We start from the raw sequence: 24,602 nt of genomic DNA on the forward strand, positions 1-24,602 counted from the left end.
GATGTTATTTGTGTTTTATTTATATTTGCATCAAATAAATAAATAAATAAATCTTAATATGGTTGTTGGTTATATGGGTAATAGTGAATTGATATATTTAGACAATGCGGCAACCAGTAATTATAAGCCGGGTCCTGTATTGCATGCGATGATACCGTTTCTCACCGATTACTGTGCAAATCCAAGTCGCGGTAGTCATTCGTTGGCAAACCGAGCTGCACGAATGGTCTTTGAAACCAGAGAGCGGCTATTAACGTTTTTCCACGCCTCTGACGATTCTGAATTGATTTTTACCAAAAATATTACCGAGTCTCTCAACCTGGTATTGAAAGGTCTGCTTAAAGACGGGGATCACCTTGTGTTAAGTAGTATGGAGCACAACTCAATGATGCGCCCTCTTAAGCCGTTAACTGATAGAAGTGTGAACCATACCGTTGTCTCGTGCAGTCAGCAAAATGGTCTCATTAATATTGATGATATCGAACGCGCAATTACCCCTGATACGAAACTCATCGCCATAAACCATGCTTCAAATGTATTTGGCATCGTACAACCTATTGCTGAAATAGGTGCATTGTGTAGAAAGCACAATTTACTGTTGCTGGTGGATACCGCCCAAACCGCAGGCAGCATGGAGATCAACATGGTTGAACTTGGTATCGATCTTCTGGCTTTTACCGGACATAAAGGGTTGCAAGGCCCTATGGGGATTGGCGGTTTGGTTATCAATGAGAGAGTCAATGCTCAACAATTTGAACCGCTCATGTGTGGCGGTACCGGTAGCCATTCTGAATATGAGAGCCAGCCTGATTTCTTCCCTGATGCGCTTGAGAGCGGTACCCCGAATTTACCGGGCATCGCAGGATTAAACGCGGCCGTGAAATGGCTACAAACAACTGGGATTGACAATATTCAAAAGAAAGAACTCAAACTGTGTCTCCGATTAATAGAGGGCCTTCAACAAATCGAGGGTGTAACGCTATTTGCCGACGATACAGAAATTGAAAGAGTCAGTGTACTGTCGGTACAACTCGATGGCATAGATAACGCAGATGCCGAGGAATTTTTAAGTAACTACTACGGAATCTGCCTGCGAATTGGACTGCACTGCTCCCCTAGAGCACACAAAACCATGGGCACATTTCCAGAGGGTACTCTGCGTTTGAGCATTGGATACCACACAACAAAGCAGCAGATCGAGCAGACCATCCATGCGTTTAGTCAGTTAATGAAATCAAAATCATAAATAATCGAATAGGTAAGCATATGTCAGCATTAAAAGAGAGCGGTGTTTCCGAGAGTGTTTCTGCCTCTGTTCAGGAGTACTTCAAATCGTCTATTTCAGACGAGATTCGTTATGTATCGCAACAAAAATCAGAAGGGAGAGGGGTGGTTGGTTTCTATTGTGAGTTTACCCCTAGGGATCTCATTTTAGCAGCAGGGGCTATTCCTATCTGTTTGTGTGGCACCAGCATTAATACCATTACTCATGCTGAGACCATACTGCCTAGCAATTTATGTCCACTGATTAAGTCCTCTTTTGGTTACGCGCTAACTGGCGGGTGCCCTCTGTTAAATGATGCTGATCTATTGGTGGCGGAAACCACGTGTGACGGCAAGAAAAAGATGTATGAGATCCTCTCTAAGAAGAAAAACATGCATGTTTTAGAGTTAACGCAAAAGGTGAATGAGCAGCGTGCTTTTGATCTGTGGTTAGCTGAAGTTCAGGAGTTAAAAGAGGTGTTAGAGAAGACCTTTGATGTCGATATTACCGATCAAAGACTTCGTGAAGCCATTCGAGCAATGAATGAAGAGCGCAGTTTAATTTTGGCCATTCAGCAGTTGGGCCAACATAAGCCCTCAATTGTGACTGGACTTGAAGTCGCGCAAACACGTTATCGTGTTGCCGGTTTTGATTCACACCTTGAACAGATGAGAAATTTTGTGGCGATGGGACAGCAGCGACTTGAATCAGGTTATGAGGCAGTGCCTGAAAGTGCGCCGCGGGTACTTTTGACAGGTTGTCCAACAGGGCACGGTACCGAGAAGATCATCGAGATCATTGAAGAGTGTGGTGGCGTGGTAATTGTTCAAGAGGCGTGCTCTGGCATTAAAGGGGTATTTGAAAATGTCTCTGAAGAGGGTGACCCACTCACCGCAATTGCTCGTAAGCATTTCAATATTCCATGTTCTTGTATGACACCGAATACGGGCCGTGAGCGTCTGTTAAAACAGTTGGCTGAAGAGTACCAAGCAGATGCAGTGGTTGATCTCGTTTGGCAGGCGTGCCACACCTATAACGTTGAATCTGCCATTGTTGGTGAGTTTGTAAGAGATGAACTTGGCCTGAGTTACCTGAAAGTCGAAACGGATTACTCAAATTCAGATAGAGAGCAGCTAAAAGTTCGCGTACAAACGTTATTGGAATTGATTGAATGATTACTTGTGGTGTAGATATCGGCTCCAGAACCGTCAAAGTGGTGCTGTTTGATGGCAGTAAAATGTTGACATCAGGCACCATCTTGAGTGGCCGCGCCCCTCAAGAGAAAGCGGTTTTGTTAATGAATCAGTTGTTAACTGAGCAGCACTGTACCTTTAGTGATGTAGCAAAAACGGTTGCCACTGGGTACGGCCGCAATTTCTTTGCCAAAGCGGATAAAGTCTCCTCTGAAATTATCTGCCATACCGCAGGGGTGGCATTTTTATGTCCTGATGTGAGCACCATCATCGATATTGGCGGGCAAGACTCCAAAGTGATTCAAGTGTCACCTCAAGGAAAGGTGGTTGATTTTGTCATGAATGATCGCTGCGCTGCAGGAACCGGCAAGTTTATTGAGATGGTGGCGCAAACGTTGGAGTTGACCATTCAGCAGACAGGCTCAATTGCCTTGGTGGGTGAAAAGAGTTGCGATATCTCTTCGATGTGTGCGGTGTTCGCGGAGTCAGAAGTAAATGGGTTATTGCATAACGGCACCGAAGTGGATGTGATTCTGCGTGGGGTGTTTAAATCGGTAGCCAAACGAGTGATTGCGCTGGGTCGTAAGCTCAATTTCAGTGCACCGATTGTGTTTACTGGTGGTGTTGCCCAAAACCAAGGGGTATTGGCTGCCATTCAAGCTCAAGCAGAGGATTCGTCTATCTCTATTCCAGAGCATCCGCAGTTAACCGGTGCATTGGGGGCGGCCATTATTGGGTATAACTCACTGAACAAGGAGATCCCTAATGAGCGATAGTGAGCACGCAGTCGAGGGCTACATTATCACTTTTCCCTCTAGCCATTTTGCGCTAAAGGCGGAGAAAAAGATCAAAAAACAGCAATTAACTGAGCAGATAACACTGATCTCTGCACCTAGATCCATCAGTTCAGAGTGCGGGTTTTGCTTATTACTCGATGATTATCCCCATGACGATCTCTTTGAGAGATTGAGTGACATGAATCTTAACTTTCACCATATTTATATTAAAAAGACCATAGATGGAGTAAAAACCTATGCAAAATCAAATTGATGCTCGTGAGTTATCGCAACACCAGGCTCTGGCTTTGATTGATGCGACCTTAGCGCAACAAGGTGAACATCAGCTAGTTATCAAAACCGCCGACCAGAATTTATTCTTAGAGTTGCAGCAGCACTTAGTTAGCAGTGGCGGCACCATTGAAGAGCAGTTAGCTGGTGATGATGAGCAAGTGCTTGTTGTGTCAGTAGCTGGGGTGAAACCGCTTAAATCTTACGTTGTTGGCAGTGATACGTTAGGCAGTGGCGATGATGTGATTGGTGGTAAATTAATGACCGCTTATTTCAATGTCAGTGCAGAGTACCCACAAGCAGCACGTGCACTCTTTTTTATGAACACTGGGGTAAAACTTTGCATCGAAGATGCTGATACCGTGGCGGCATTAAAAGAGATTGAAAATAAAGGCACGGAAGTGATTGTTTGTGGTAGTTGCTTAGACTTTTTTGAAGTCAAAGAGAAGCTGGCGGTTGGTCGAGTGGGTTCTATGCATGACTTGCTCGCGCTTTATCACGGCATTGATGAAGTCGTGACGATTTAATGTTGCTATTAGGTTAACGATACGAAAGAGCACCTCAATTAGCAGGTGCTTTTTTGTGCCTACTGAATAGCCAGTACTTATGATAATGAGTTCTTAGATATGCGAATGTTTAGTTGATAATAATATTTATCAACTTTATCCATCAGTATAACAATAATTCACACACTTTATTTGTGGGATCACAAACGGTGTGTCTAAACTATATCGGTAAGTCGTTTGTTGATACTGATCAATAGTCACCCGCTTTTTGCTTCCTATGATGAGTTTGTCAGCAGATTTTTAAAGCTATTTAGGAGCTTAATATGAAACCTTCAATAATTGCTATAAGTGTTGCGGTTACCTTAGCCACCGCACCGGTAAGTTTGGCATACGCTAAAACTCAAGTGCTAGAAAGTATTAAAGCAACATCAGAAGTCACTATTGATGGGCAAGTTGATAGTGTGTGGAATGAAGCTAAAGCGGTAAAAGTGAAATTAAACAAATTGCCTTACAAACCTAATAATGGTTATGAGGGCATCAAAAAGACCGACGTGGAGATGAAGTCGATCTACGATGATGAGTATGTCTACTTCTTGTTTAGTTATAAAGATCCAACCAAAAGTATTGACCGATTCCCTTGGATAAAACAAGAAGATGGCAGTTGGAAGCAGCTGAAGAATAAAGACAGCACCGGCCATGATAATACTTATTATGAAGATAAATTTGCCATATTCTGGGACATCAATGCGGAAGGTTTTGATAAGAAAGGGTGTAACGCAGCCTGTCACCGAGCAAAAGATGGAAAAATTGATGGCAAGGTCGATAAAAACCCAGCGCGTAAATACACCAAAGCGGGCCAATACATTGATATGTGGCACTGGAAAGGGGTTCGTAGTGCCGTTCATAACCAGTTAGATGATCAATACGTTGATAGTAATACCGACCCTAAAGCCAACAAAGGGTGGGGACGTAAAGGCGATGATAAAACTGGCGGAGGCTATGTCAATAATATCAAAGATGGACAACCTGCTTATGTGTCGGACAACTTAACCAATGAAACTCTGCTTATTTTAGAGACTGAGAAGAAACCATTCAGTGCGGATTACAGTCAATTAGACCGTATTCCAGGACTAACTGGGGCGCCGTTTACTGGATCTCGTGGTGATGTTGAGGTGGGGGCAAACTGGAAAGATGGCGTTTGGACCTTAGAGATGAAGCGTAAATTGGTCACAACAGGCAGTAACGCGGAAACTCAAGATGTGCAATTTAAAGACCTGGGCAAAGTTTACCCGTTTGGTGTTGCCGTGTTTGATAACTCTCAAATTAACCATATATTCCATCGAGGAGTCCTTAACTTAGCGTTTAAATAGAAGTTAGGCATTGAGTTGTCTATTTAGGCCAACAACCTTGTTGGCCTTACCCCTTTCAACAGTGTCGGGAGTATTTGATGAGGAGTGCGATGAGTAGAGTTGTGTTCATGCTTCCTTTGGTCATATTGAGTTTGATGATTGGTGCTTCATCTCAAGGGTATGCCGAGCAAACGAGCGGCAGTGATGAAGTGGATCAGATCTTCAGCTCACAAGTGAACAGCAGTGAAGAGATGGCGACTTTAGTCAAAGAGAATAAGCGCTGTATTCGTTGCCACAAAAAAAAGCGATTGCTAAAAGAGATTAAGGCGATTAAGAGTGTGGGTGCTCATTCCAGTCAGACGTTTTACAACAACTGCACCGCTTGCCATAACAGCAAAGGTGATCACCCGAAAGATAATCAAAGTGTTATCCTTTTTTCCGCTCACTCTACCACCGAACCATTGGTACAAAATACCCAGTGTATCAACTGTCATGCGCCCACAGAGTTACGTAAAGCCGAGTGGACTCACGATGTACACATGAAGCCGATTAATTGCGCCTCATGTCACTCTCTTCATACCGCGAGCGATCCCATTATAGGTATTCAGAAAAAGAAGAGAATCTCACTGTGTGTGGATTGCCATAAAAATAGTAAGGAGACAGAATAATGAAGCTCATGAAAACGCTATTATTTATACTCGTGTTTTTACTCAGCCCGGTCAGCTTGAGTGACGACTTGCCTAACCCCGACGAAGACAATTTAGCCAACACCCACCTGTTGGATGAGACTTGCGCAGGACAGTGTCATGAAGGTGAAGAGGCATCAGATGATTTAGAGTTTGAGTACAGCAGTTGTGTAGAGTGTCACGATACGTTTGGTGAGCTTAAAGGGAGTCAGCACAATATCAAACACCAAGAGAGTGAAGAGATGGAGTGCGTAGATTGTCACCTTCCTCATGAAGCGTTTGATCCCAAAGAGATGTGCTTGGATTGTCATGATGAAGGCGATGAAGAGTTAGAGGATTTCTACTCTATTAGGCTTGATAAGTATCAAGGCCTGTACGCCGTATTTCTTACACCGATAACAGAGAGAAAACAGCCCCATCACTATTAATTAACTCGATTACTGCATCAGAAGGCGGGCTTCTATATCCAAACCTATTGGGGTTAAAAAGTAGGTTTTTTCACTGTCCTTGGTGACTAAACCACTTTTAATTAATTGGCGTAGATGAAAGTTAAACTTGGTGTGATCTTCTATACCCACTAACCGGCACAGATCCATAAACTTTAGGCGTTGATGCATTTTGAGCTGGTGGATCACATGGCGTCGAATAGGGTTGGCTAATGCACCAAACACAAGGTCATCATTTTGATCGATGTGCGGGGATTTCAACGTTTTTTCAGCATGCACTTTTTTTAATGTCACCGAGAGCGTTTGCAGGTTAAACGGTTTGGTTAAAAACTCATCGGCCCCTTTTTTCATGGCGTCAACAGCAGTATCTATTGTGCCGAATGCCGTTACAATGACGATACCCATATTGGGATCCGTCTGTTTTAATACCGCAATCGCATCAATACCACTCATACCACTCATCACAAAATCCAACAGGGCAATATCGTAGCGGTGACGCATCCCGCAACTGATGGCTTGCTCGGCGCTGTCACACGCTGTCACGTCGAAGCCATCGAGTGTCAGTGCTTCTGTGATCACTTCGCGTAAATCAAGATCGTCTTCAGCAAGCAGTAATTTAAGGCTCATGAACTCTCCATGGGTAATTCAATGTCAACGCATAAACCACTGCCCGTGTTATTCAGCCGTAACTTACCGTGGTTTTGCTCTAGAATTTTCTGGCATAAGGTTAATCCTAGTCCAGTACCGGCGCTTTTCTCTTTGGTGGTAAAAAAGGGCAACAACACTTTCTCTTGTATGCTGATATCAATGCCGCCACCGAAATCGGTGATGGACAAGATAATCCGTAACCCCCTTTGTTCCGCTTGAATAATGAGGCGCTTATGATCGACAGAAGCATCAATGGCGTTATTCATAATGTTAATCACCACCTCTTCAAGTTGTTCTTTATCTGCGTATAAATATAAATCGGACGGAATGATCTGCTCGACCTTAAATTGAGTTAAGCGATGTGCCATTACATCCAGTGATTCTTGAATAAACTCAGCCACGCTAAAGTGTTGTTTGATTGGCTGACGTTTATGGGAAAATTGCAACAGTTGCTGGCTAATATGCGCCGCTTTTAACACCCCGCGGCGAATATGCTCTAATTGACGGTTGGCGTTGTCTTTATCTAGTTGTTCGGTTGCGAGTTGCTTTTCTAGTAGATCGCATCGCATTAATGCACTGCTAAGCGGGGTTTTTATTTCATGGGCAATCCCCGAAGCTAACTCTCCGATGTCTCGTAACTTGTCGTTATGCAGTACTTGATGAAGAGAGTGCTCAATTTGCTGTTGTCTTTCAGCATCAAATATCTCAAGGGTTTTACGCAGATAGATTAAAATCATCAAGGCCAGCAAGGTGCGTATTGCTGGGCCGATGAACATGTTCTCAATGTAAAATAGGCCAGCAAACAGACCATAGATAATGATGGTTCCCCCCAAATAACCAACGGCATCGGCGGCTTCTCTCTCTTCACTTTTTAATATCTTGGAGTAGTTAATCAGCGCTGAACCCGCGAGTACACCTGCACCCGAGCCAAATAACCAGCGGATCTGAAAGGAGGTGTCATTGACAAAGGTGGAGAGATCTTGAAAGAAGTAACGATAGACCACACTAATAAAAAACAGAGAGGTTACCGCGACGGTGATGTAGGAGAGCTGCACTCGAAATCGCCACTTAGTCATCGACAGCATCTGCAGAGCAAAATACCCTAATGCGATGAATGAGATCCAAAGTTTCAATACTTTTAGGATTTTTACGGTCTGCTGCATCATCAATTCATCTTGATAGACATGCAGATAAAGTTCTGACCATTCATGTAAACCGTGAATAAAGCCAAAAATGGCTAAGGTGGGTAGTGCTGAGGCAATAGAGAGATGACTAAACCTAAGGTCGCGGAAAAAAATGGTGAAACCAATGGCGACGAAAATAAGACCATAGAGAATATAGAGACTAAAAATAAACAGCTCTTGCATGCGCGGTATCCCTATGGTTAATAGGGCAATATAACATCAATCAACATTTATTTATTTGAGCCTTGTCTATGAAATCATCGTGCTCTCTAATTGGTCTCCATTATTGAGACTCAAGTGGAAGGTATTATAGGCTGTAAGCGTAGAGTTGGTTTATCATCTCCCTCTTCTTCTTGAACGGTTGTCTCATGATGGTGTGCTTCCATTTTTCCAGCAAATATTTGGTGAATATCAATTTTTTTTAATTCACTATGTTGATTGCGACTCACACTGTTAATCATCTCGTCTTCATCATGAATATGGGGGATAGACATATGTACATCGCCACTACAAGCTAAGGAGAGGGATGAAAAGGCGATCATTGAAAATGGGATGACGAGAGTTTTGTTCATAGTACGCTCCTTTGAAGCAGCCCTAAGCAGTGAGGTTTGTATTGTTAAAAAGCATGCCACAAACGTGGCATGCTCAGGTTAATGTTTAACGTAACGTTATTTTTGGGTTTTCAGCCGGCTTATCGAATAAGCTGAAGAACTCGGGTACAGCTGTTGCGTCGCCCTCGATTTGGATGTAACCATCTTTCACAGCTTGAGTGAAGTCCACTTTACCAACGAGTAGTCCTAAGAATACAGGCTTAGTGATTTTGATTGTTGCTTTTGCCTCGCCTTCGAAGTTTTTGTGGAACTGTGCAATACTGCGGCGGATTTCTAAAGCATGTGTTTCTTTGTAGTCGTCAAATTCAAATGCTACCGTAAAGTGCTTATCTAAGCTTCGCTCTGAATTTAAACTGAAACGCATTGCGCCAACAAGTTGTGCAGGCTCAAACTCTGCCATTAAATCGGGAGCTTGTAGATTAATTTTTTTTGAGTAATCAATCGTGCCATCAAGTTCTTGGGCTGAAGTTAAGTACCAGTTTCTCCAGTTGTTATTGGTTTCACGGTAACCGAGTTCTCGTAACGCTTTTGCTTTCAATAAACGAGGTTCCATGTCCTCCAAATCAATTCGAACGGCGTGGGTTGCAAGTTCTGCACACCATTGAAAGTCTCCAGAATCACAAGCTTTGTTCGCTAAGCTCATCATTGCGTCTTTCCCACCAACCATATCTACATATCGGTTTGATGCTGTGACAGAATAAGTTGGGTTTAATGTTGTTGGGTCTCCATCGAACCAACCCATTTCACCCACAAATATCTGTTTCGCAGCATGACGGATTGAACCATAGAAATCACCTAACCAAGGGTGACTCTCAAGGTGCTTAGGAAGTTTGATTTGACGAATTAAATCTTCTTGAGTTGCCCCATTATTAATGGCTTTAATTGATTGGTCATAAGTAAACTGAATCGCATCACGGTAAGAGGTCAACGTGTTATCAACGTGTTTAGCACCAACAACGGGTCTACCGTGAGATACCATCATAGTATCAGCGTTATACTCTCGTAATGTATCTACCCCTGGGAACCAGATGCTTGGGTCTCGATATTGAGTACCACGGATAGTGTGTAAATTTGGAAAGCTTTCACCTTGAATGACCTCTGAGCCGAATAATAAATTGAACTCTGGGAAGTAAGCAGTGATTTCATCAGAGGCTTCAGAAGGGACGTGTTTAAACTCAACTTTTATGCCCTCAATACTCATGTCTAAAACGCCATTTTTACCTTGGACTAAGGTATTTGGCGCAATTAAGCTATGCTCACGGATTTCAAAATCAGGCCCTAAACCACCATTGATTCGTCCACTTTCTTCAACGTTAAGCAAGGTACCCAGTGAATAGTCAACTCGAAATCCCAGAGCAGGACCGGTGCCCCCCATTGAGCCTTTTACAACGTTTTTCATGAAAGTTTCATGAGCAATAATTTTTGCATTATCAGCTCCTTCAATGCCACGAACGCCGGCATAGTGGTCTGGGTGCCAATGTGAATACATAATTGCTGCGACAGGTTTATTGTTATCAGTGACCTTTCTGAAATCATCCATAACTAATTTCATTTTTTCAACAGACTCTACTGGGTCTAAAATCAATAACCCATTATCACCGTCAACAATCATTGGTGAGGTTAGCCCGTAACCATAAACTTGATAGAATTTATTTTTGAATGAAAAAATGCCTTTTTTCATTTTATTGGAGTGCGCGGTGAGTTCAGGGTGAACCATGTCAGAGTCTTGATAGTAAGCGTTGTTTCCACCAGTAGAAGTGAAAGACATGTCTTTATTATTGCCGTGCCAAAAATGCGTTGCGCCGGAATCCTGACCCAAATAGTAGTCATGGGATAATGTTGGGATTTTAACTTTCGCATTTTCAAAACGCTGATGTTGTATTTCTGCAATACTAGCAGCAGAGAATGATGTCGCAACTAGTACAGCTAAAGCAATGGTTGAATTTTTCATAATAACCTCAAGTAACTCGTTCGTTTCTGATGGGGTTATAGTAAGGAAAAAGTCTAGAAGATAGCTGATATTTGACATAAGATATCTTATATCAACCATTGATTTGATCTTTAAAGAGAAGTAATGAAGCATTCTGATTACAGTTTGATCCCAACATTTGTTGCGATTGTCGAAGAGAAAAGTTATACCAAGGCTGCAAAACGCTTAGGAATATCTCAGTCAGCGGTAAGTCAGAGTGTCGCTCGTTTACAAGAGGTTTTCAAAGACACGCTATTTATTCGGGGAAGCCGTGGAGTCGTGCCTACGCAATTTGCCCTTGATATTTATCCGACCTTATCCAGTGCGGTAGAAAATATCGCGTACATGATGCCAGAGTATAAAAAATTCGACCCTAAAAAATGTGATAAACAGTTTTCAATTTCATCATTAAGTGTATTTGGTTTTACTATTTTACCTGAATTGTCTTCAAGGATGGAGCGCTATGCACCATTATCCAGTATAAAAATCGAACCACTTTATAATAGTGATATCACCAGTATGCTCCGTTCACAATATTTTGATTTGGTGGTTGAAGCGCATTCAAATCAGTATCCGCAACTACGTTCACGCGTAATAATGGAAGATACCTTGAGTGTGATGTGCAGGGTGGATCACCCTCGATTGACTGGAGATTCGATTACTGTGGATGAGTACTTGGCAGAGAAACACGTGACCCATTCTCAGCTAGATAACAAACAGGGGTATTTAGTGGGGCGAGGCTTGAAAGATGGAAGTATCCTAGATAAGCGCCACGTGGCTTGGCAGGCGAGTAGTATTATGGAAATGCTGCCAGTGATTGAAAAGTGTGACTATATCGCCATACTGCCCCAGCGTTTAATCGATCAATATCGACAGTTTTATCAACTAAAACAATTAAAAACAACGTACTTAATTGATCCAATTCAAGTGGCGATGTACTGGCATTCATCAAGGACAAATGATCCTAGCCATCAGTGGTTAAGAGAACAGATCATCAGTAGTGCGAATAATTTTTAGTTATACGTTCCATTTTAGTGACACTGAATTTTTATATCATTGCTTAGCTTCTAATTGCAGTAAGTTAGTCGGTGTTACACTACCATTTCGTTCCGTTCGCAGCTGTTCTAATGCCGACAGTTGTTTATAGACCACATAGTAGCGATTAATATTGGCTACATAAGTGACGGGTTCTCTGCCTATGTTTCTTCTTGTAATGATCTCGACGTTTTTAAACCAAACATTGGGGTCATAACCATGCTTCTCAGCCAGTCGTCTCATTTTCCTGATATTGGCGGGTCCCGCATTATAAGCAGCAAGCGTAAAATAGACCTGATCATCTTCATCGATTTCATCATTGGTGAAGTAACGATCTTGAATGAAGCGCATGTATTTAACTCCAGCATGAATGTTGTTGTCGACTTTTTTTATGTTGGGAATATTAACGTTGGGGTCTTTGGCTGTGCTGGGAAGCACCTGCATAATACCGACAGCACCTTTATGAGAGACTTTCCTTTGATCCAGTCCCGATTCTTGAAAGCCTTGTGCGGACATCATTAAGGGATCAAACTCATACCGCTCTGAATAGACTTCAAAGGTGGAGTATACCGATTCTAATCGTTTTATTTTTTTAGGATTGAGAAGGCGAGCTAACCAACGAGTATCATCTATGTATTTACTGTAAATCACGTTACCTAACAGAGTGCCAGAGCGAGCGGAGTGAAGATATTTGTCGGTCACTTTTTTCAATTGAGGGCTGTTCTTTCTCATTGCCCACGCTATTTCGCCATTTTCACGCAGAGGCAGAGCAGGGTGAACCTGCAAGTTTTTGAGTGTATTTACCCACAGATCCGCTTTGTGACTATCCAGAACGGTTGCTTTGATATGACCTAAGTTAATCATCTCCATCAACTCGTAATCCTGCAGCGTCTCTTCAATGAAATGAATCATGATAGGAGGTTTATCGATGGCATCTAACCGATGGTTGATGGCTTGAAGGCTTTCAAAGTAGCTAGAACTGGCACGAACCCAGATCTCTTGGCCGCTCAGTTGTTCAATCGTGGTGAGTTCGGCGACCGACTGTTGAGTCACAATCAGTTCATTGATCTCTTTTTTCACAGGAGAGCTAAAATCAACGCGTTGTTTACGTTTATCGGTAATGGTGAGATTCGCTACGGCAAGATCACCATAACCATTTTCAATCGAGGGTAATAAATCGTCTCGATGGATGGGGATCACCTGTAGGTTGAGATAAGGAGAGGTTTTTTTTAACTCTTTTTCAAAATGGTAAAGCAATTCAGCAATGATGCCTTTTGGGCGCCCCCCTTCAATGTAGTAGAACCCTAAGTCTGCCGCGACCAGCACACGAACCACCCCTCTTTTTTTGAGATCGTCGAAATCCCCTGTGTAGGGTGTTTTCTGTAGTGGTGATAGCTCTAATGCAGAAGCGATGGGTACGCTCAAGACAAGAAGCATCAATAAAAGCCAGTGGCGATATTTGTGAGTCACAATAAGTCATCCTTCACTAATTGATACTATAAAGGTAAGACGAAAAGCCCACTTGAGCAAATTGAAGTGTTGAGAACGTGCTTTTTATTCAAAATCTTAGTGAAGTAAGAGTGTCTCCCGATTTTATTTGCCACCGTAGTTCATGGAGTAGAGCGATACTAGTATTGGATATTTAATGTAAGTCATTTATAATGAACCTAATGGTGTCAATTTAGATGACATGGAGTGCGATATGTCAATATTAAACAGTGTAATTAACGAGAGCGGTGTGGTAGAACCCTCGAAGATGGCGGCTTTCTTTCACACTAATCTTAAAGAGATCGCTTCACTATCAGGGATCCCTTTTACCACTCTAAGCAGAATGGATCGTTTTACTTCTGTTAAATCTCAACAGGCACTTCGAAACTGCACTGAAATCATTAATAGAGTGCTGCCTTGGTGTGGCAATGAATATCAAGCGTACGCATGGTATCGCAGTGAAGGTTTACCAGAGTTTGGCGGACTAACCGCTGAGCAGCTTGTAAAATCTGGACGAATTGACGATTTACGTGTTTACCTGAATCATACCAATGAAGGTGGCTATGCTTAAAGAAGCGCTCTGCCGTCACTTGCATGTTTTCACAGGTGCAGTGTTTCGCGGTCATGACCCTCGTTGGTCATACTCACCGGAGAGTGGTGAGGGCGCAAAACGAAACGGTGGGCGATTTAATCCTGTTGGTATTCCGGCGCTTTATACCTCAATGACTCAAGCCGGCGCTTGGGTCGAGGCACAACAATCGTTTCGACACAAAGCTCAACCGTTAACTATCTGCCAATACGATGTGAATTGCGAAAAGGTATTAGATCTTACTGATGAAGACGTGTTACTTGCTTGTGGTATAAAACCATCACAATTAGGTGGAGAGTGGATCCAACCATCTAAAGCCGGGTTTATTCCTAAGAGTTGGCAATTATCTAATGAACTTCGTCGCTATGGTGTGGCTGCGATTATCGTTCCAAGCTATACCAACGAAGCCAGCGCAGATATGCGAAATATCGTCTTCTTTGATTGGAGCAATGTGCCACCCAAAAAAGTTACTGTCATTGATGATGAGAGCCGTTTACCCAAGAGGTCTTAAACTATTTCTTTGGTATATGCTTTTGCGCACTGCTATAATTCGTAATACATTGTAATACAAATGAGTGTAATCATGAAAAACGAAATGCTAAGTACACGTATTGATCACGATACAAAAATGGCTTTTACAACTATTTGTGATGAAGTCGGTTTAAGTACCTCGCAAGCAATAAAGCTATTTGCAAAAGCCGTCATAAACCACGGGGGGATCCCTTTTGACCTTCGTGTCCCGCAACCAAACGATGTTACCGCCGCGGCTATGAAAGAGCTTATTGAAGGACAAGGTCACAAAGTTGATTCAGTAGATAGTATGCTCTCAGATCTCACTGAAGGCAAAGTCAGCAATGTATAGTCTTGAGTATTCGAATCAGTTTAAGAAAGATTTCAAGAAAATAACAAAAATGCCAATCCAAGATATATTGGAAGTAGGGAACATCATTTCTAAGTTACAGCGTGGTGAAGTATTAGATCCTAAGAATGTTGATCATTCGTTAACTGGAAACTGGGCAGATTTTAGAGATTGTCACATTAAGCCAGATTTAGTACTTATCTACCGTACTACTGGCGATACACTTCAGTTAGCCAGAATTGGTTCACACAGCGATCTATTCTGATTCATTTATTTCCCCTCCCAACTGTTTTAAAAAGCTTTTCATGAAATCACACCTTGTATTCGCTTCAAGCTTGGCAGACTCGGTGTTCATAGTATCAGCAAGTTTGAAGAGCTTTGTATAGAAATGATCCACGGTATGAAGGCGGTCGTTTGGCTCGCGGTTATCGCAAAATGGGTCTTTGTCACTATACAAAGCAACCCCTAAGTTTGTACTCACCTGAATGCACCTTGCCACCCCAATAGCACCTAATGCATCGAGTCTGTCCGCATCTTGCACAATCTTCGCTTCTAACGTTTCAGGTTGAACATTAGCACTAAAACTGTGGGCGATAATGGCGTGTCTTATGGCTTGCAAGTATTCAGCGGGATAACCAATACCAATCAAAAATTCAACGGCTTTGTCGGCAGCGATCAGTGAGCTTTTCGCTCTATCTGGGTGATTTTTAGGAAATGAAAAACAATCGTGCAAGTATGCCGAGGGGAGAACAACTTCACTTGTTGCCCCTTCAATATCACATAATGATTTGGCAGTTTTTACCACCCTCAATACGTGATTGAAATCATGAGCCAAATCTTGCTGCATTTCGGTTTTGATAAAATTCAGAAACTGTTTTTCATAATCTGCAGTCACTTTGCTTCCTTACTGACTGTGAAGTGTCATTTTAATAGTGATATCGACACGAAATGATAGTAATTGCCTGATCATCGATTGCATAAACAAGCCTATTAGTGTCATCAATACGACGAGACCAAAAACCAGATAGATTCTCTTTTAATGGCTCTGGTTTGCCAATGCCTTCAAATGGCGAACGCTTCACATCATTAATGATCTTGTTAATACGTTTGAGTGCTTTCTTGTTTTGGGTTTGCCAATATAAATAATCAGCCCAAGCATCGTCAGTCCAAGACAATAAACGTAGGCTATTACTCATCAATCAACTCGCGCGCTGTGACTTTACCAGCCCGAAACTGCGCGATTGAACGGTTTAAATGCTCTGCATTTTGGGGAGAACGAAGTAAATGCACTGTCTCCATAAGGCTATTGTAGTAGTCTAATGACATTACTACAGCGTCTTCCGAATCACGACGAGTAATTACAGTTGTATCTGCATCATTAACGACTTCGTCCAAAACAGCTTTGAGACTATTTCTCGCTTCGGTAAAAGATACGATCCTCATAAGAACCTCCACATGTACACTAAGTGGAACAAGTATAGTATCGTTAAATCAACTTGTACAGTAAATTGGACATGTGATATTAATGAGGCAACAATGATTCAGTCATGCTTGTTTGAATCAAAGTTGGACATTTCCGAGTTTCAGATAACCTCAGCTGTACATAGATTGCTACTTTACTGCAAATTGCTGACCAGATTCACTCATCCACAATAATGCCACAGCAGATAAACACGTACCCGTTGTTCGCGGTTCAGAAAAGGGAGAACCTACAACTACATGGTTAAAATGAACATTATTTAACTAAATCAAAACCTTGGCACAGCGCTCAAATTTTAACCAACGCTCATTACCTTCAAATAAAACAATGAGATAGTGTTGATTCAAAAATAACCATAGTGAGTATGATTTTATGAAATCATGTATTCCATTATTTTTACTTTTACTTGTTGGCTGTAATGAATCAGACAAAGAAACCAGTCCTGACGCAGAGGGGCCAATAACAAACATCCCCAAAACGCCTGAGCTCATTCAAGTGCTGCAAGCACAACCCACCATCGATGACCAACTCTCCATTTTATACCAAAAATTTGAACCGCTGTTAGACAGAAGTGGCTCTCTAACTGGCCCAGATGACAATAACGATGGTATTCGTGATGACATTGAAGCCTTTATTAATGCTTTAGAAGTCACCGAGCCTGAGCGGAATGCATTAAAACAAGATGCCAGACAAACCCAAGAGAACCTCTATTACGATTTCTCAGTAAAAACAGATGAAAGCGAAGTAAAGGCTATCGAAATTGCACGCAAGTATGAAAAAGTTATTGCTTGTAAGAGATTTGTGGGAATTCCTGTTGATGACAGAATCAACACATCTCGCACTGTCGTTGCACTCACTTACAACACCAAAACGCGCACCATGGCGTACTTGGCTTACAATCGGTTATTAGATGGCACAGTGTCGACCTCTCTAAAAGCGGAGGCGAAATATTGTGAATAGGCTTATCGGGTTCACTCTCTTCGCGAGCCTCTCTTTGCCAATACAAGCGAACAGTTGCAAGGTAGAAGGTTACACCATCGGCTTTTTTAATGGAGTTGCCACGACTCTAAAACAAGCTATAAACGGTAAAGATAAACTCCAATTGACTCTTAACGTTGAACAATATAGCGGTCAAGATGTTGACTATCAGCTCTTCTACAACGACTCATACATCGATGAGGGCATGCTGAACGTCCTTGGGGATTTTGCTGAAACGTTTGATCAACGCACAAGCGAATTGGAGCAACGAACATTTGAGCGATGGGAAGCTTTTTGGGACATCATTAATGGACGTACAAACAGTTCCATTATCAACCTAATTGACTCATTAATATCAGGGTTCTTAGATTTTGTTCATGATGTCATTAGTTTGGGCTTGAATGAGGATATAAAACTGTTTTTGGAGGATTTAGCTACCTTATCTAGTAGCACACCAAATACAGAAGAGGTTCGAAAGAAGCACCAATTAATTAATGACTCACTCGCTTGGAGTGGGAAGAAATTAATTTATATTGCCCACTCTCAAGGTAATTTGTGGGTTAACGAATCGTTTCAGAGTATTCTCGAGCAACAAGGGTATGACGCTTCAAACATCAAAACCATTCATATTGCCCCCGCCTCACCAACAGTCAATGGGGATTACATTCTCTCCACCAATGATCTAGTCATTAATGGACTTAAACTCACTGGATATGACTCAATTAAAGAGAGTAATATCACCATACCTAAAAAAGATCTTGCTGGGCATAGCTTAATCGATGTCTATCTAACCGATCCAAATTCAATCGCGATGATAAAAGCATTCGTGAATAACGCATTTTCTGACTTACAAAAGCCTGAAATAAATGATTATCTGTATCAATTTGAATTTATTGCAAACCCTGCATTTATTCAAACTCATGAAAAAGAAGTCGCTACTATTGCTGACCAAACTGACAATATTAATGTGTTAAATCCATTTGAACTTAAACCTTGTCCGGCATACCACTACTGCGATTTTATTATACATTCGAAATACATTGTTGATGAATGGGACTCAGATGAGTTTACAGTTAATACTTTTAACACCCCTTACCCAATAAGCATAGAGAACAAAGAACACACATATACAATCAACCAATGTCATAATCTAACGGACAGCAGTTACTTAATTTCGTTCGTATCTAAACTTAGTGACCAAACTCGCTCACCCGTAAAATATCAACTTAGAATAACCGATCGTTTTAATATGCTTCACGAAGACATTGAAAAAGGACAAAGCAGTGATGGTCACAATTCAGGGAATCACGCCTCTTTTTGGCGAATAGAGCAATCATCAAGAGTACTAAGTGATTCAGAGCGTAAGTATTTAACTAATAATAACTTAGTCATACCTAAATCATTATGGGCAAGCTTTTATGCTTATTATGATACTGGTTTGTAATGCTTTTTTATTAAACTAATTCACAATTGAGTCATGATGTTTGAGCATTCTTATCACACAATAGGGCAAAGGCGGTTTAGGCAACTCAGAAGGAATTCTTCCTAGTTGCCAACTCGTTTAGGGGCAGAAACGAGTTAGTGCTGTTCTGCAATACACACGTAACTAGACGTTTTAATCACTCGTGTGTAAGGTTTGGTATTGTCGGTAACTCCCCGTGAAACGCCCCTTTTGCCGCCATGAATCCAAATGTATAGGGTGCAACGGTTAGCCCTTCTCGGGCTCTTAAATCTTGGCTTTCCCGTAGCTTATTAAACATCCAATCATCCAGTTTATGAGTGATTTCGACGAACTCCTCATGCGTGAGCTCTGCTTTTAAGGTAATGAGAAAGGCTTGATTGTCCTCTGCAGGTAGATCAATCACTCGCTCTTGCAGCCCATTTATCACTTGCTTAGTAAAGAATATTGGGAACTTAGACCCTTTCTCAAATGAAGTGTGAGTCGGCACTAACAGTTTGTAATCATTATTCATTTTTAACGAGATTAACTGAAGTGTTTCAAGTTGTCTCAGATAGAGGTGTGTAGATGCTTCGTTAAGTCCATGTTTTGCTACGATGTCGTTTACTGTTTGGTGTTCCGTCAACTCGGTCCAGAAAGAGAAGAGTGGCGGTTGGTCGAAAAATGCTTGATCTTGCTCTTTAGTAAAAATGGGGATGGTATAGATATTATTTTCCGCCTCTTCAAGAAGTTTCGAAAGCGGAAAATTAATTAAACGAGCGATGCTAATCAATCTTTGCATCGAAAGTGGTTGGGTATTATTAAGAAGTCGCTTAATACTGACTTCAGAGATCGCTAATTCAACCGCCAGATGTCGATAGGAGATATTGCATTTCCTGAGTTCCTTTTTAAGTATGATGCACACTTCTTGCGACAATCTATCGTCCATTTTATTCTCCCCGAGTCACAGCCTGATACTAAACGTATCATAGTTGTACCCATTGCAGTAAAGAATTGATTAATTGGGTCGCTATGAGATTCTTTTGTATTATGAAAGAGAGAGAACGTTATTATGAGCCCAAGAGAACTTACGATACGCTTCGGAATTCATCAGTGCATCCACTGGATGAGTATCGGAATAATGATCCCTGTTATTACCCTCATTTTTCAGTCAAGAGGACTCAGTTTAAGTGACATTGGATTAGTCATGGCGGTGTGGATTGGCAGCACCGCTCTCTTTGAAATCCCCTTAGGTGGAGTCGCTGATACCTACGGACGCAGAAGTACCTATTTAGTCTCTTTATTGGTGAGTACCTTAGGGTGTATCGTGCTTTATTATGCCTATGATCTGACTCTCATGATGATTGCTGCGATGTGTCTTGGCCTATCAAGGGCCGTTTATTCAGGGACGCTTGATGCGTGGTTCTATGACTGTTTTCGGCATCAACAAGAAGAGGACTCTTTTCATGCTGCGTTAGCGAAAGTAGGTGTGATGGTGACGATAGGTTTGGCGATTGGTTCACTGACTGGGGGAGCGTTGCCTGATAGCTCAATGCACACATTTTTTCAGCTAGAGAGCATATATGATTTCAATATAATCCTGGCTTGTGTCGCCAATATATTGCTGCTCTTGATCACTGTAGTCTTGATTAAGGAAGAGAGAAAACCAAACACAGAACAAGCCATGAAAGCAAAATTGACTGTTATCCAGTTGGGATTAGAAGCGATTAGGATGTCGTTACGCCACCGCGTGTTAAGCCGTTTGATGCAAGCGACACTCATGTTTGGCATGGTATTGAGTAGCATAGAAAACTATTGGCAACCCTACTTAGCTGACGTTATTCAAGGAACGTCTTATGGTGTTACCGTTTTTGGTATTATCGCTGCTCTCTATTTTATGATGTCTGCAGTATCTTCACTGTTATCCGTTCGCCTACTCAAATGGTTCAACGGCTCACATAAAAGCTTGATGTTAACGACTCGAGTTTTCGCGGGTATCGTGTTTATTCTTTTAGCGAATACAACACAACTATGGAGTTTTGCTCTGTGTTACCTGCTGTTCTTCTTTCTATTTACAGCTGGAAATAATTCAGAGAGTGTGTTGTTACACGAAAATACAGAAGAGAGAGTTCGTTCGACAATGCTTTCGATTAGTTCACTGATGGTCACCAGCGGTGGTGTGCTAGCCTCTCTACTTTTCGGTTTTCTATCAGAGTACTTTGGTATTGCGATAAGTTGGATGATTAGCGGTGTGTTGCTTGTTGTCTCTTCAGTCTTTTTTATCTTTATTCCTGAGAAGTCAGAATTGAAAACAGCATAAGCAGGAACTATAAATGCAAAAAAGCCGCTGAAATCAGCGGCTTTTTCTAATGTGGCGGAGAGATAGGGATTTGAACCCTAGGTACGCTATAAACGTACGCCGGTTTTCAAGACCGGTGCTTTCAACCACTCAGCCATCTCTCCGTGTGGTGTGCGGGCATAATAGCGAGGGGGTGGTATCTTGTAAACCCCTCCAATGATCGTTTGATGGCTTTTTGAACGGATTTTTTAAAATTTGTTTGTTACAGCAGAAAATGGATGCAAAAAGAGCAGCGCTTAGGCTGCTCTAGGGTTATTTTTCGTTGGGATGATAGAAGCGTTTCAGCTCTGATAGCCCCTGCATTAATAATGATAATTTAGGTTTGCCTTTTTGTAGACGCTGGTAGTTCTCGTCATAGACTTTGTAGTTACCAAATTTATCAATCACCGTGGTGTTGTTCTTGGTGATAAGAGCAATCTCACGGCTGTCACCGGCGATGATCCATGAACGGTTGGACTTATCATCAAATAGATTAATGCCGCTGCTGTAGTCCTTAGAGTCCGAGCTTACATTCAGCACATCTTCCATTAAGGTTGGAACCACATCTAGATGACTTGTCGCACGCTCAATCACCTGAGCCTCCTTGTTTGGCCAGTGGACCACAAGAGGAACTTGTAGCTGATATTTGCTGTAGTTGCTGTTGGCGCCCCAAGAGTGGGTGTTGGTGTCGTTAAACTCCATACCATGGTTTGAAGTGATGATAATCACGGTGTTTTGATACTGTTCAGACTGTCGTAATGACTCGATCACTGAGCCCAGTTGCGAATCTAAATGCGCCACGGCATTTTTGTACTTCGCCGATAAAATCTGATCGGCTGTCGACTTCTCAGGGGCGAATCTGTCATCAATATCTGATAACTCTTCATAGTCGGCAACCGTTTCAAGTTCTAGGTAACTGAACCATGATTCGTCTGTCGGTTGTTTGGCGAGCCAAGCCGTCCAATCTTCAATAGCATTGGTATCGGTTTGTTCTGTCTCTTCAGTGTTGACTTCGCTCATTTGCGACTCACTGAATATCGATTGATAGTAGAGAGAGTCGTCAAAGTTGCTGCCACTGAAGAGACCAAAGTTATATTTTCGTTTGGTTAAGGTTTGCAATAACAGTGGAGAGGCGCCGTCAGCTTTAATGCTTTCAGAGTAACCGCCAGGTAAACCATAAAACAGACCAAACACACCACTCATGTCGTTGCTGGTGCTGTAGTGACGAGAGAAGTTGATGTTTTGACTACTGAATTGCCACAAGTTCGGCATGTACCCTTCGGTGAGCATGTCACTGCGTAAGCTATCGACCATCACGACCATCACGTTATAACCGTGGCCTTGATCTTTGAATGAGAGTGGTTCAATAGGGTAGCGAATTAACTCACTGCCCTCAGCGCCTTTTGCTTCACGCAAGCGTTGGTACTCTTGTTTATCCAATAAACCATATTTTTCCATAAAGGTTTTGGCGGTCATTGGATAAGAGAGTGGGAAGTTTGAACGCTGCGACGTGATCGGACGATAGATATTCGCATCAGCCCAAATGTGAATTAGGTGGCTGCCAATAAACGAAACAAAAAAGATGATAGCGATCGGCTTACCAACTTGTTTATGTGACAGTTTTCTAAGTTTAGTCCACACCCACTCTGACAGCATTAATTGCAGCAGGAAGATGATCGGTACCACAATGAACAGATATTGCCATTGCGAGTTGATTTCTGTTTTCTCTTTACTCAGCAGAAGTTCCCATACCAATGGACTTAGGTGCAGGTGGATCTGTTGATAAGAGTGGGTATCAAGAAGCAGTATCGTTAAACCTAGTGTGCCAATAACAACACTTAAAAAGCGCATTAATCGCTGTGAAGGGACGATAAAACTCAGAGGGAAAAGGACTAATACATAAATAGCAAAAACTAAAAAGCCGAAGTGACCCACCCAACTCAAACACAGATAAAGTTGACTGATAAAAGTATCAGGCCAATCTGATTGAATGATGTAACGTGTGCCAATCATCATCGCTGCGATGATGTTGAAAAAGCTGAACCAGTGTCCCCAGCTAATTATGCGGGAGACTTTATCACTGTAGGTATTTCCGCTATCGACCATTTAGTAATTTTTCTTTTTAGTTATGTAGTTAACGAAACTTTAATGCGTTTTCGGCTCTTCAATGGAAGAGATTAGCGCTTGAGCAAACTTCTCAGCGATCACTTTACGCTGAGCTGCTGGGATTTCTTGATTTAAAACATTGGTAGCAATGTTACCAACTATCATAAGTGAAAGATCCGCAGACGCTTCGTGTTTGTCTAATACATCGACAATTTCGTTAAGCATTTGTTCAATTTTTTGGTTACTGTATTTTGATTTAATTGGCATAAAATTCTTGAGTTAATGATAGTAAAAACGCGTTATGATAACCTACTATCTACCACAACTAAAAACCTTTTCCATTATGAGCATATCTCTTTCAAACGTTATATTACATAAATTAGCAAAAAATGATCAAGATGAATTGAATTTTATTCTAAGAAAACAATCACTTGATCATGATCATTCGACTGAAAATTTAGTGTCAGAATTGCACCGAGTTTTTAGCTCTAAAGGGGGCAAAGGCTTCGGGATTTTTAAAGAGGAGAGTGAGTTTAGTTCCATGCTTAAGGCGTTGCGCAGTGGAGGGTTGGATTTTCTCGATTTTAGTGCCCAAGCAGCAGAGCGTTTAAAAGGTGAATTGATTAAATATCCTTTTGCTGAAGAGGGGGTATTAGTGATGGCAGAGTACCAATCTTTAGCGACTCAATATTTATTGGTTGGCTTACTTCCGTTTAATCAGAGCATGAAGTTAACTGAACAACTCGACATCAGTGCAACGGATTACCTTGATATTGCCAAAATGGACATTGTTGCCCGTATTGACCTCTCAACATGGGAAACCGATTCAGACAGTAACCGTTACCTCACTTACATAAAAGGCAGAGTGGGCCGTAAAGTGGCGGATTTCTTTTTAGACTTCTTGCAAGCGGAAGTGGGAATGGACAGCAAAGTTCAAAACCAAGTTTTGATGCAGGCGGTTGAAGATTACTGCTCTGACTCTCGTTTAGATAAAGAGGAGAGTCAAACCTACCGTAAGCAAGTGTACGATTACTGTAACGGTCAACTTCAATCTGGCGAAGAGGTAGAAGTTAAAGAGCTATCTGGCGAGCTGCCTACTTCTGATGCAGGTACTGATTTTTATCAGTTTGCCAATGAGCAGGGGTACGAATTGGAAGAGAGCTTTCCGGTAGACAGAACGTCACTGCGTAAGTTGACTAAGTTTGTTGGTGCCGGTGGTGGCTTGTCGGTAAACTTTGATAGCATGTTGTTGGGTGAGCGTGTCTTTTATGATGCTGAAACCGATACTTTGACCATCAAAGGCACACCTCCTAATCTACGGGATCAGTTAACTCGACGACTTGGCTCGAATGACGAGTCGTAGTTAGA

General features: G+C 41.9%; 28 protein-coding genes and 1 tRNA gene. 17 read left to right on the top strand and 12 right to left on the bottom strand.

What is annotated here, in order from left to right; all coding sequences use genetic code 11:
* Nucleotides 1-73 precede the first annotated feature (73 nt).
* The 8 genes from L4C32_RS11010 to L4C32_RS11045 all read left to right on the top strand — a co-directional run bounded on the left by L4C32_RS11010 (nt 74) and on the right by L4C32_RS11045 (nt 6,493).
* Nucleotides 74-1,246, top strand: a complete 1,173-nt coding sequence (locus L4C32_RS11010) for an aminotransferase class V-fold PLP-dependent enzyme (protein WP_428196931.1) — start codon at nt 74-76, stop codon at nt 1,244-1,246.
* 20 nt (nt 1,247-1,266) lie between these two features.
* Entirely contained in the window at nt 1,267-2,439 is a 1,173-nt protein-coding gene (locus L4C32_RS11015; protein WP_428196932.1) for a double-cubane-cluster-containing anaerobic reductase, read from the top strand.
* Nucleotides 2,436-3,233, top strand: coding sequence for an acyl-CoA dehydratase activase (locus L4C32_RS11020; protein ID WP_428196933.1), 798 nt, complete (start codon nt 2,436-2,438; stop codon nt 3,231-3,233). The genes L4C32_RS11015 and L4C32_RS11020 overlap by 4 nt, the downstream gene beginning before the upstream one ends.
* Entirely contained in the window at nt 3,223-3,507 is a 285-nt protein-coding gene (locus L4C32_RS11025) for a putative Se/S carrier protein (RefSeq protein ID WP_428196934.1), read from the top strand. The genes L4C32_RS11020 and L4C32_RS11025 overlap by 11 nt, the downstream gene beginning before the upstream one ends.
* A complete protein-coding gene (yedF, locus tag L4C32_RS11030; RefSeq protein WP_428196935.1) occupies nt 3,491-4,051 on the top strand; it encodes a sulfurtransferase-like selenium metabolism protein YedF in 561 nt (186 codons plus the stop codon). The genes L4C32_RS11025 and yedF overlap by 17 nt, the downstream gene beginning before the upstream one ends.
* Before the next feature lie 302 nt (nt 4,052-4,353).
* Complete coding sequence (locus L4C32_RS11035) at nt 4,354-5,400, top strand: ethylbenzene dehydrogenase-related protein (RefSeq protein WP_428196936.1); 1,047 nt, start codon at nt 4,354-4,356, stop codon at nt 5,398-5,400.
* An 89-nt stretch (nt 5,401-5,489) separates the two neighbouring features.
* Nucleotides 5,490-6,047, top strand: coding sequence for a cytochrome c3 family protein (locus tag L4C32_RS11040; RefSeq protein ID WP_428196937.1), 558 nt, complete (start codon nt 5,490-5,492; stop codon nt 6,045-6,047).
* A complete protein-coding gene (locus L4C32_RS11045; RefSeq protein WP_428196938.1) occupies nt 6,047-6,493 on the top strand; it encodes a cytochrome c3 family protein in 447 nt (148 codons plus the stop codon). Before L4C32_RS11040 ends, L4C32_RS11045 begins: the two co-directional genes overlap by 1 nt.
* A gap of 9 nt (nt 6,494-6,502) precedes the next feature.
* On the opposite strand, the gene L4C32_RS11050 is transcribed toward L4C32_RS11045, so the two are convergent.
* From L4C32_RS11050 to L4C32_RS11065, 4 genes are all read right to left on the bottom strand, one after another.
* A complete protein-coding gene (locus tag L4C32_RS11050; RefSeq protein WP_428196939.1) occupies nt 6,503-7,138 on the bottom strand; it encodes a winged helix-turn-helix domain-containing protein in 636 nt (211 codons plus the stop codon).
* Nucleotides 7,135-8,526 carry a sensor histidine kinase gene (locus tag L4C32_RS11055; RefSeq protein WP_428196940.1) on the bottom strand — a complete coding sequence of 464 codons (1,392 nt, stop codon included), beginning with the start codon at nt 8,524-8,526 and terminating at the stop codon, nt 7,135-7,137. The genes L4C32_RS11050 and L4C32_RS11055 overlap by 4 nt, the downstream gene beginning before the upstream one ends.
* Before the next feature lie 110 nt (nt 8,527-8,636).
* Nucleotides 8,637-8,915 (bottom strand): hypothetical protein, encoded by a 279-nt coding sequence (locus L4C32_RS11060; protein WP_428196941.1) that lies wholly within the window; start codon nt 8,913-8,915, stop codon nt 8,637-8,639.
* A gap of 85 nt (nt 8,916-9,000) precedes the next feature.
* Entirely contained in the window at nt 9,001-10,905 is a 1,905-nt protein-coding gene (locus tag L4C32_RS11065) for an alkyl/aryl-sulfatase (protein ID WP_428196942.1), read from the bottom strand.
* A 123-nt stretch (nt 10,906-11,028) separates the two neighbouring features.
* Here L4C32_RS11065 and L4C32_RS11070 point away from each other — a divergent pair, with 123 nt between their 5' ends.
* Nucleotides 11,029-11,940 carry a LysR family transcriptional regulator gene (locus L4C32_RS11070; protein WP_428196943.1) on the top strand — a complete coding sequence of 304 codons (912 nt, stop codon included), beginning with the start codon at nt 11,029-11,031 and terminating at the stop codon, nt 11,938-11,940.
* A gap of 36 nt (nt 11,941-11,976) precedes the next feature.
* Here the strand turns inward: L4C32_RS11070 and L4C32_RS11075 are convergent, their stop codons facing one another.
* Nucleotides 11,977-13,395: an MltF family protein gene (locus tag L4C32_RS11075; protein WP_428196979.1), complete on the bottom strand. Its 1,419-nt coding sequence runs from the start codon at nt 13,393-13,395 to the stop codon at nt 11,977-11,979.
* Nucleotides 13,396-13,660: 265 nt separating this feature from the next.
* Here L4C32_RS11075 and L4C32_RS11080 point away from each other — a divergent pair, with 265 nt between their 5' ends.
* The 4 genes from L4C32_RS11080 to L4C32_RS11095 all read left to right on the top strand — a co-directional run bounded on the left by L4C32_RS11080 (nt 13,661) and on the right by L4C32_RS11095 (nt 15,159).
* Nucleotides 13,661-14,017 carry a hypothetical protein gene (locus L4C32_RS11080; protein ID WP_428196944.1) on the top strand — a complete coding sequence of 119 codons (357 nt, stop codon included), beginning with the start codon at nt 13,661-13,663 and terminating at the stop codon, nt 14,015-14,017.
* The gene (locus tag L4C32_RS11085) at nt 14,010-14,546 is read left to right on the top strand and encodes an RES family NAD+ phosphorylase (protein ID WP_428196945.1); all 537 of its coding nucleotides are present in this window, start codon (nt 14,010-14,012) and stop codon (nt 14,544-14,546) included. Before L4C32_RS11080 ends, L4C32_RS11085 begins: the two co-directional genes overlap by 8 nt.
* A gap of 72 nt (nt 14,547-14,618) precedes the next feature.
* Nucleotides 14,619-14,897: a type II toxin-antitoxin system RelB/DinJ family antitoxin gene (locus tag L4C32_RS11090; protein ID WP_428196946.1), complete on the top strand. Its 279-nt coding sequence runs from the start codon at nt 14,619-14,621 to the stop codon at nt 14,895-14,897.
* Entirely contained in the window at nt 14,890-15,159 is a 270-nt protein-coding gene (locus L4C32_RS11095; RefSeq protein WP_428196947.1) for a type II toxin-antitoxin system RelE/ParE family toxin, read from the top strand. Before L4C32_RS11090 ends, L4C32_RS11095 begins: the two co-directional genes overlap by 8 nt.
* On the opposite strand, the gene L4C32_RS11100 is transcribed toward L4C32_RS11095, so the two are convergent.
* From L4C32_RS11100 to L4C32_RS11110, 3 genes are read right to left on the bottom strand one after another with little or no spacing between them, the layout of a single operon-like run.
* On the bottom strand, nt 15,151-15,789 hold the full coding sequence (locus L4C32_RS11100; protein ID WP_428196948.1) for an HD domain-containing protein: 639 nt from the start codon (nt 15,787-15,789) through the stop codon (nt 15,151-15,153). The two genes, L4C32_RS11095 and L4C32_RS11100, sit on opposite strands and share 9 nt — an antisense overlap.
* A 31-nt stretch (nt 15,790-15,820) precedes the next feature.
* Nucleotides 15,821-16,090 (bottom strand): Txe/YoeB family addiction module toxin, encoded by a 270-nt coding sequence (locus L4C32_RS11105; protein ID WP_428196949.1) that lies wholly within the window; start codon nt 16,088-16,090, stop codon nt 15,821-15,823.
* Nucleotides 16,083-16,337 (bottom strand): type II toxin-antitoxin system Phd/YefM family antitoxin, encoded by a 255-nt coding sequence (locus L4C32_RS11110; protein ID WP_428196950.1) that lies wholly within the window; start codon nt 16,335-16,337, stop codon nt 16,083-16,085. The genes L4C32_RS11105 and L4C32_RS11110 overlap by 8 nt, the downstream gene beginning before the upstream one ends.
* 409 nt (nt 16,338-16,746) lie before the next feature.
* Between L4C32_RS11110 and L4C32_RS11115 the strand changes: the two genes are divergently transcribed.
* A complete protein-coding gene (locus L4C32_RS11115; protein ID WP_428196951.1) occupies nt 16,747-17,334 on the top strand; it encodes a chromosome partitioning protein ParA in 588 nt (195 codons plus the stop codon).
* Nucleotides 17,327-18,796 carry a hypothetical protein gene (locus L4C32_RS11120; RefSeq protein WP_428196952.1) on the top strand — a complete coding sequence of 490 codons (1,470 nt, stop codon included), beginning with the start codon at nt 17,327-17,329 and terminating at the stop codon, nt 18,794-18,796. The genes L4C32_RS11115 and L4C32_RS11120 overlap by 8 nt, the downstream gene beginning before the upstream one ends.
* A gap of 175 nt (nt 18,797-18,971) precedes the next feature.
* Here L4C32_RS11120 and L4C32_RS11125 read toward each other — a convergent pair whose 3' ends face one another.
* Nucleotides 18,972-19,739, bottom strand: coding sequence for a helix-turn-helix domain-containing protein (locus L4C32_RS11125; RefSeq protein WP_428196953.1), 768 nt, complete (start codon nt 19,737-19,739; stop codon nt 18,972-18,974).
* 123 nt (nt 19,740-19,862) lie between these two features.
* Between L4C32_RS11125 and L4C32_RS11130 the strand changes: the two genes are divergently transcribed.
* Entirely contained in the window at nt 19,863-21,110 is a 1,248-nt protein-coding gene (locus L4C32_RS11130) for an MFS transporter (RefSeq protein WP_428196954.1), read from the top strand.
* 52 nt (nt 21,111-21,162) lie between these two features.
* Here L4C32_RS11130 and L4C32_RS11135 read toward each other — a convergent pair.
* The 3 genes from L4C32_RS11135 to L4C32_RS11145 form a co-directional block, all read right to left on the bottom strand.
* Nucleotides 21,163-21,253 (bottom strand) — tRNA-Ser (locus L4C32_RS11135).
* A 148-nt stretch (nt 21,254-21,401) separates the two neighbouring features.
* On the bottom strand, nt 21,402-23,234 hold the full coding sequence (locus L4C32_RS11140) for a DUF3413 domain-containing protein (protein ID WP_428196955.1): 1,833 nt from the start codon (nt 23,232-23,234) through the stop codon (nt 21,402-21,404).
* Nucleotides 23,235-23,273: 39 nt separating this feature from the next.
* The gene (locus tag L4C32_RS11145; protein WP_428196956.1) at nt 23,274-23,501 is read right to left on the bottom strand and encodes a YejL family protein; all 228 of its coding nucleotides are present in this window, start codon (nt 23,499-23,501) and stop codon (nt 23,274-23,276) included.
* Between the two features lie 76 nt (nt 23,502-23,577).
* Between L4C32_RS11145 and yejK the strand changes: the two genes are divergently transcribed.
* On the top strand, nt 23,578-24,597 hold the full coding sequence (gene yejK / locus L4C32_RS11150; protein WP_428196957.1) for a nucleoid-associated protein YejK: 1,020 nt from the start codon (nt 23,578-23,580) through the stop codon (nt 24,595-24,597).
* Nucleotides 24,598-24,602 lie beyond the last annotated feature (5 nt).

This window comes from Aliivibrio kagoshimensis (assembly GCF_050337105.1).
Classification (GTDB): Bacteria; Pseudomonadota; Gammaproteobacteria; order Enterobacterales; family Vibrionaceae; genus Aliivibrio_A; species Aliivibrio_A kagoshimensis.

Bases quoted from the DNA above. Each gene is read 5' to 3' on its own strand.
- L4C32_RS11010 (WP_428196931.1), top strand. From the start codon at position 74: ATGGGTAATAGTGAATTGATATATTTAGACAATGCGGCAACCAGTAAT.
- L4C32_RS11015 (WP_428196932.1), top strand. From the start codon at position 1,267: ATGTCAGCATTAAAAGAGAGCGGTGTTTCCGAGAGTGTTTCTGCCTCT.
- L4C32_RS11020 (WP_428196933.1), top strand. From the start codon at position 2,436: ATGATTACTTGTGGTGTAGATATCGGCTCCAGAACCGTCAAAGTGGTG.
- L4C32_RS11025 (WP_428196934.1), top strand. From the start codon at position 3,223: ATGAGCGATAGTGAGCACGCAGTCGAGGGCTACATTATCACTTTTCCC.
- yedF (WP_428196935.1), top strand. From the start codon at position 3,491: ATGCAAAATCAAATTGATGCTCGTGAGTTATCGCAACACCAGGCTCTG.
- L4C32_RS11035 (WP_428196936.1), top strand. From the start codon at position 4,354: ATGAAACCTTCAATAATTGCTATAAGTGTTGCGGTTACCTTAGCCACC.
- L4C32_RS11040 (WP_428196937.1), top strand. From the start codon at position 5,490: ATGAGTAGAGTTGTGTTCATGCTTCCTTTGGTCATATTGAGTTTGATG.
- L4C32_RS11045 (WP_428196938.1), top strand. From the start codon at position 6,047: ATGAAGCTCATGAAAACGCTATTATTTATACTCGTGTTTTTACTCAGC.
- L4C32_RS11050 (WP_428196939.1), bottom strand. From the start codon at position 7,138: ATGAGCCTTAAATTACTGCTTGCTGAAGACGATCTTGATTTACGCGAA.
- L4C32_RS11055 (WP_428196940.1), bottom strand. From the start codon at position 8,526: ATGCAAGAGCTGTTTATTTTTAGTCTCTATATTCTCTATGGTCTTATT.
- L4C32_RS11060 (WP_428196941.1), bottom strand. From the start codon at position 8,915: ATGAACAAAACTCTCGTCATCCCATTTTCAATGATCGCCTTTTCATCC.
- L4C32_RS11065 (WP_428196942.1), bottom strand. From the start codon at position 10,905: ATGAAAAATTCAACCATTGCTTTAGCTGTACTAGTTGCGACATCATTC.
- L4C32_RS11070 (WP_428196943.1), top strand. From the start codon at position 11,029: ATGAAGCATTCTGATTACAGTTTGATCCCAACATTTGTTGCGATTGTC.
- L4C32_RS11075 (WP_428196979.1), bottom strand. From the start codon at position 13,395: ATGCTTCTTGTCTTGAGCGTACCCATCGCTTCTGCATTAGAGCTATCA.
- L4C32_RS11080 (WP_428196944.1), top strand. From the start codon at position 13,661: ATGTCAATATTAAACAGTGTAATTAACGAGAGCGGTGTGGTAGAACCC.
- L4C32_RS11085 (WP_428196945.1), top strand. From the start codon at position 14,010: ATGCTTAAAGAAGCGCTCTGCCGTCACTTGCATGTTTTCACAGGTGCA.
- L4C32_RS11090 (WP_428196946.1), top strand. From the start codon at position 14,619: ATGAAAAACGAAATGCTAAGTACACGTATTGATCACGATACAAAAATG.
- L4C32_RS11095 (WP_428196947.1), top strand. From the start codon at position 14,890: ATGTATAGTCTTGAGTATTCGAATCAGTTTAAGAAAGATTTCAAGAAA.
- L4C32_RS11105 (WP_428196949.1), bottom strand. From the start codon at position 16,090: ATGAGTAATAGCCTACGTTTATTGTCTTGGACTGACGATGCTTGGGCT.
- L4C32_RS11110 (WP_428196950.1), bottom strand. From the start codon at position 16,337: ATGAGGATCGTATCTTTTACCGAAGCGAGAAATAGTCTCAAAGCTGTT.
- L4C32_RS11115 (WP_428196951.1), top strand. From the start codon at position 16,747: ATGAAATCATGTATTCCATTATTTTTACTTTTACTTGTTGGCTGTAAT.
- L4C32_RS11125 (WP_428196953.1), bottom strand. From the start codon at position 19,739: ATGGACGATAGATTGTCGCAAGAAGTGTGCATCATACTTAAAAAGGAA.
- L4C32_RS11130 (WP_428196954.1), top strand. From the start codon at position 19,863: ATGAGCCCAAGAGAACTTACGATACGCTTCGGAATTCATCAGTGCATC.
- L4C32_RS11140 (WP_428196955.1), bottom strand. From the start codon at position 23,234: ATGGTCGATAGCGGAAATACCTACAGTGATAAAGTCTCCCGCATAATT.
- L4C32_RS11145 (WP_428196956.1), bottom strand. From the start codon at position 23,501: ATGCCAATTAAATCAAAATACAGTAACCAAAAAATTGAACAAATGCTT.
- yejK (WP_428196957.1), top strand. From the start codon at position 23,578: ATGAGCATATCTCTTTCAAACGTTATATTACATAAATTAGCAAAAAAT.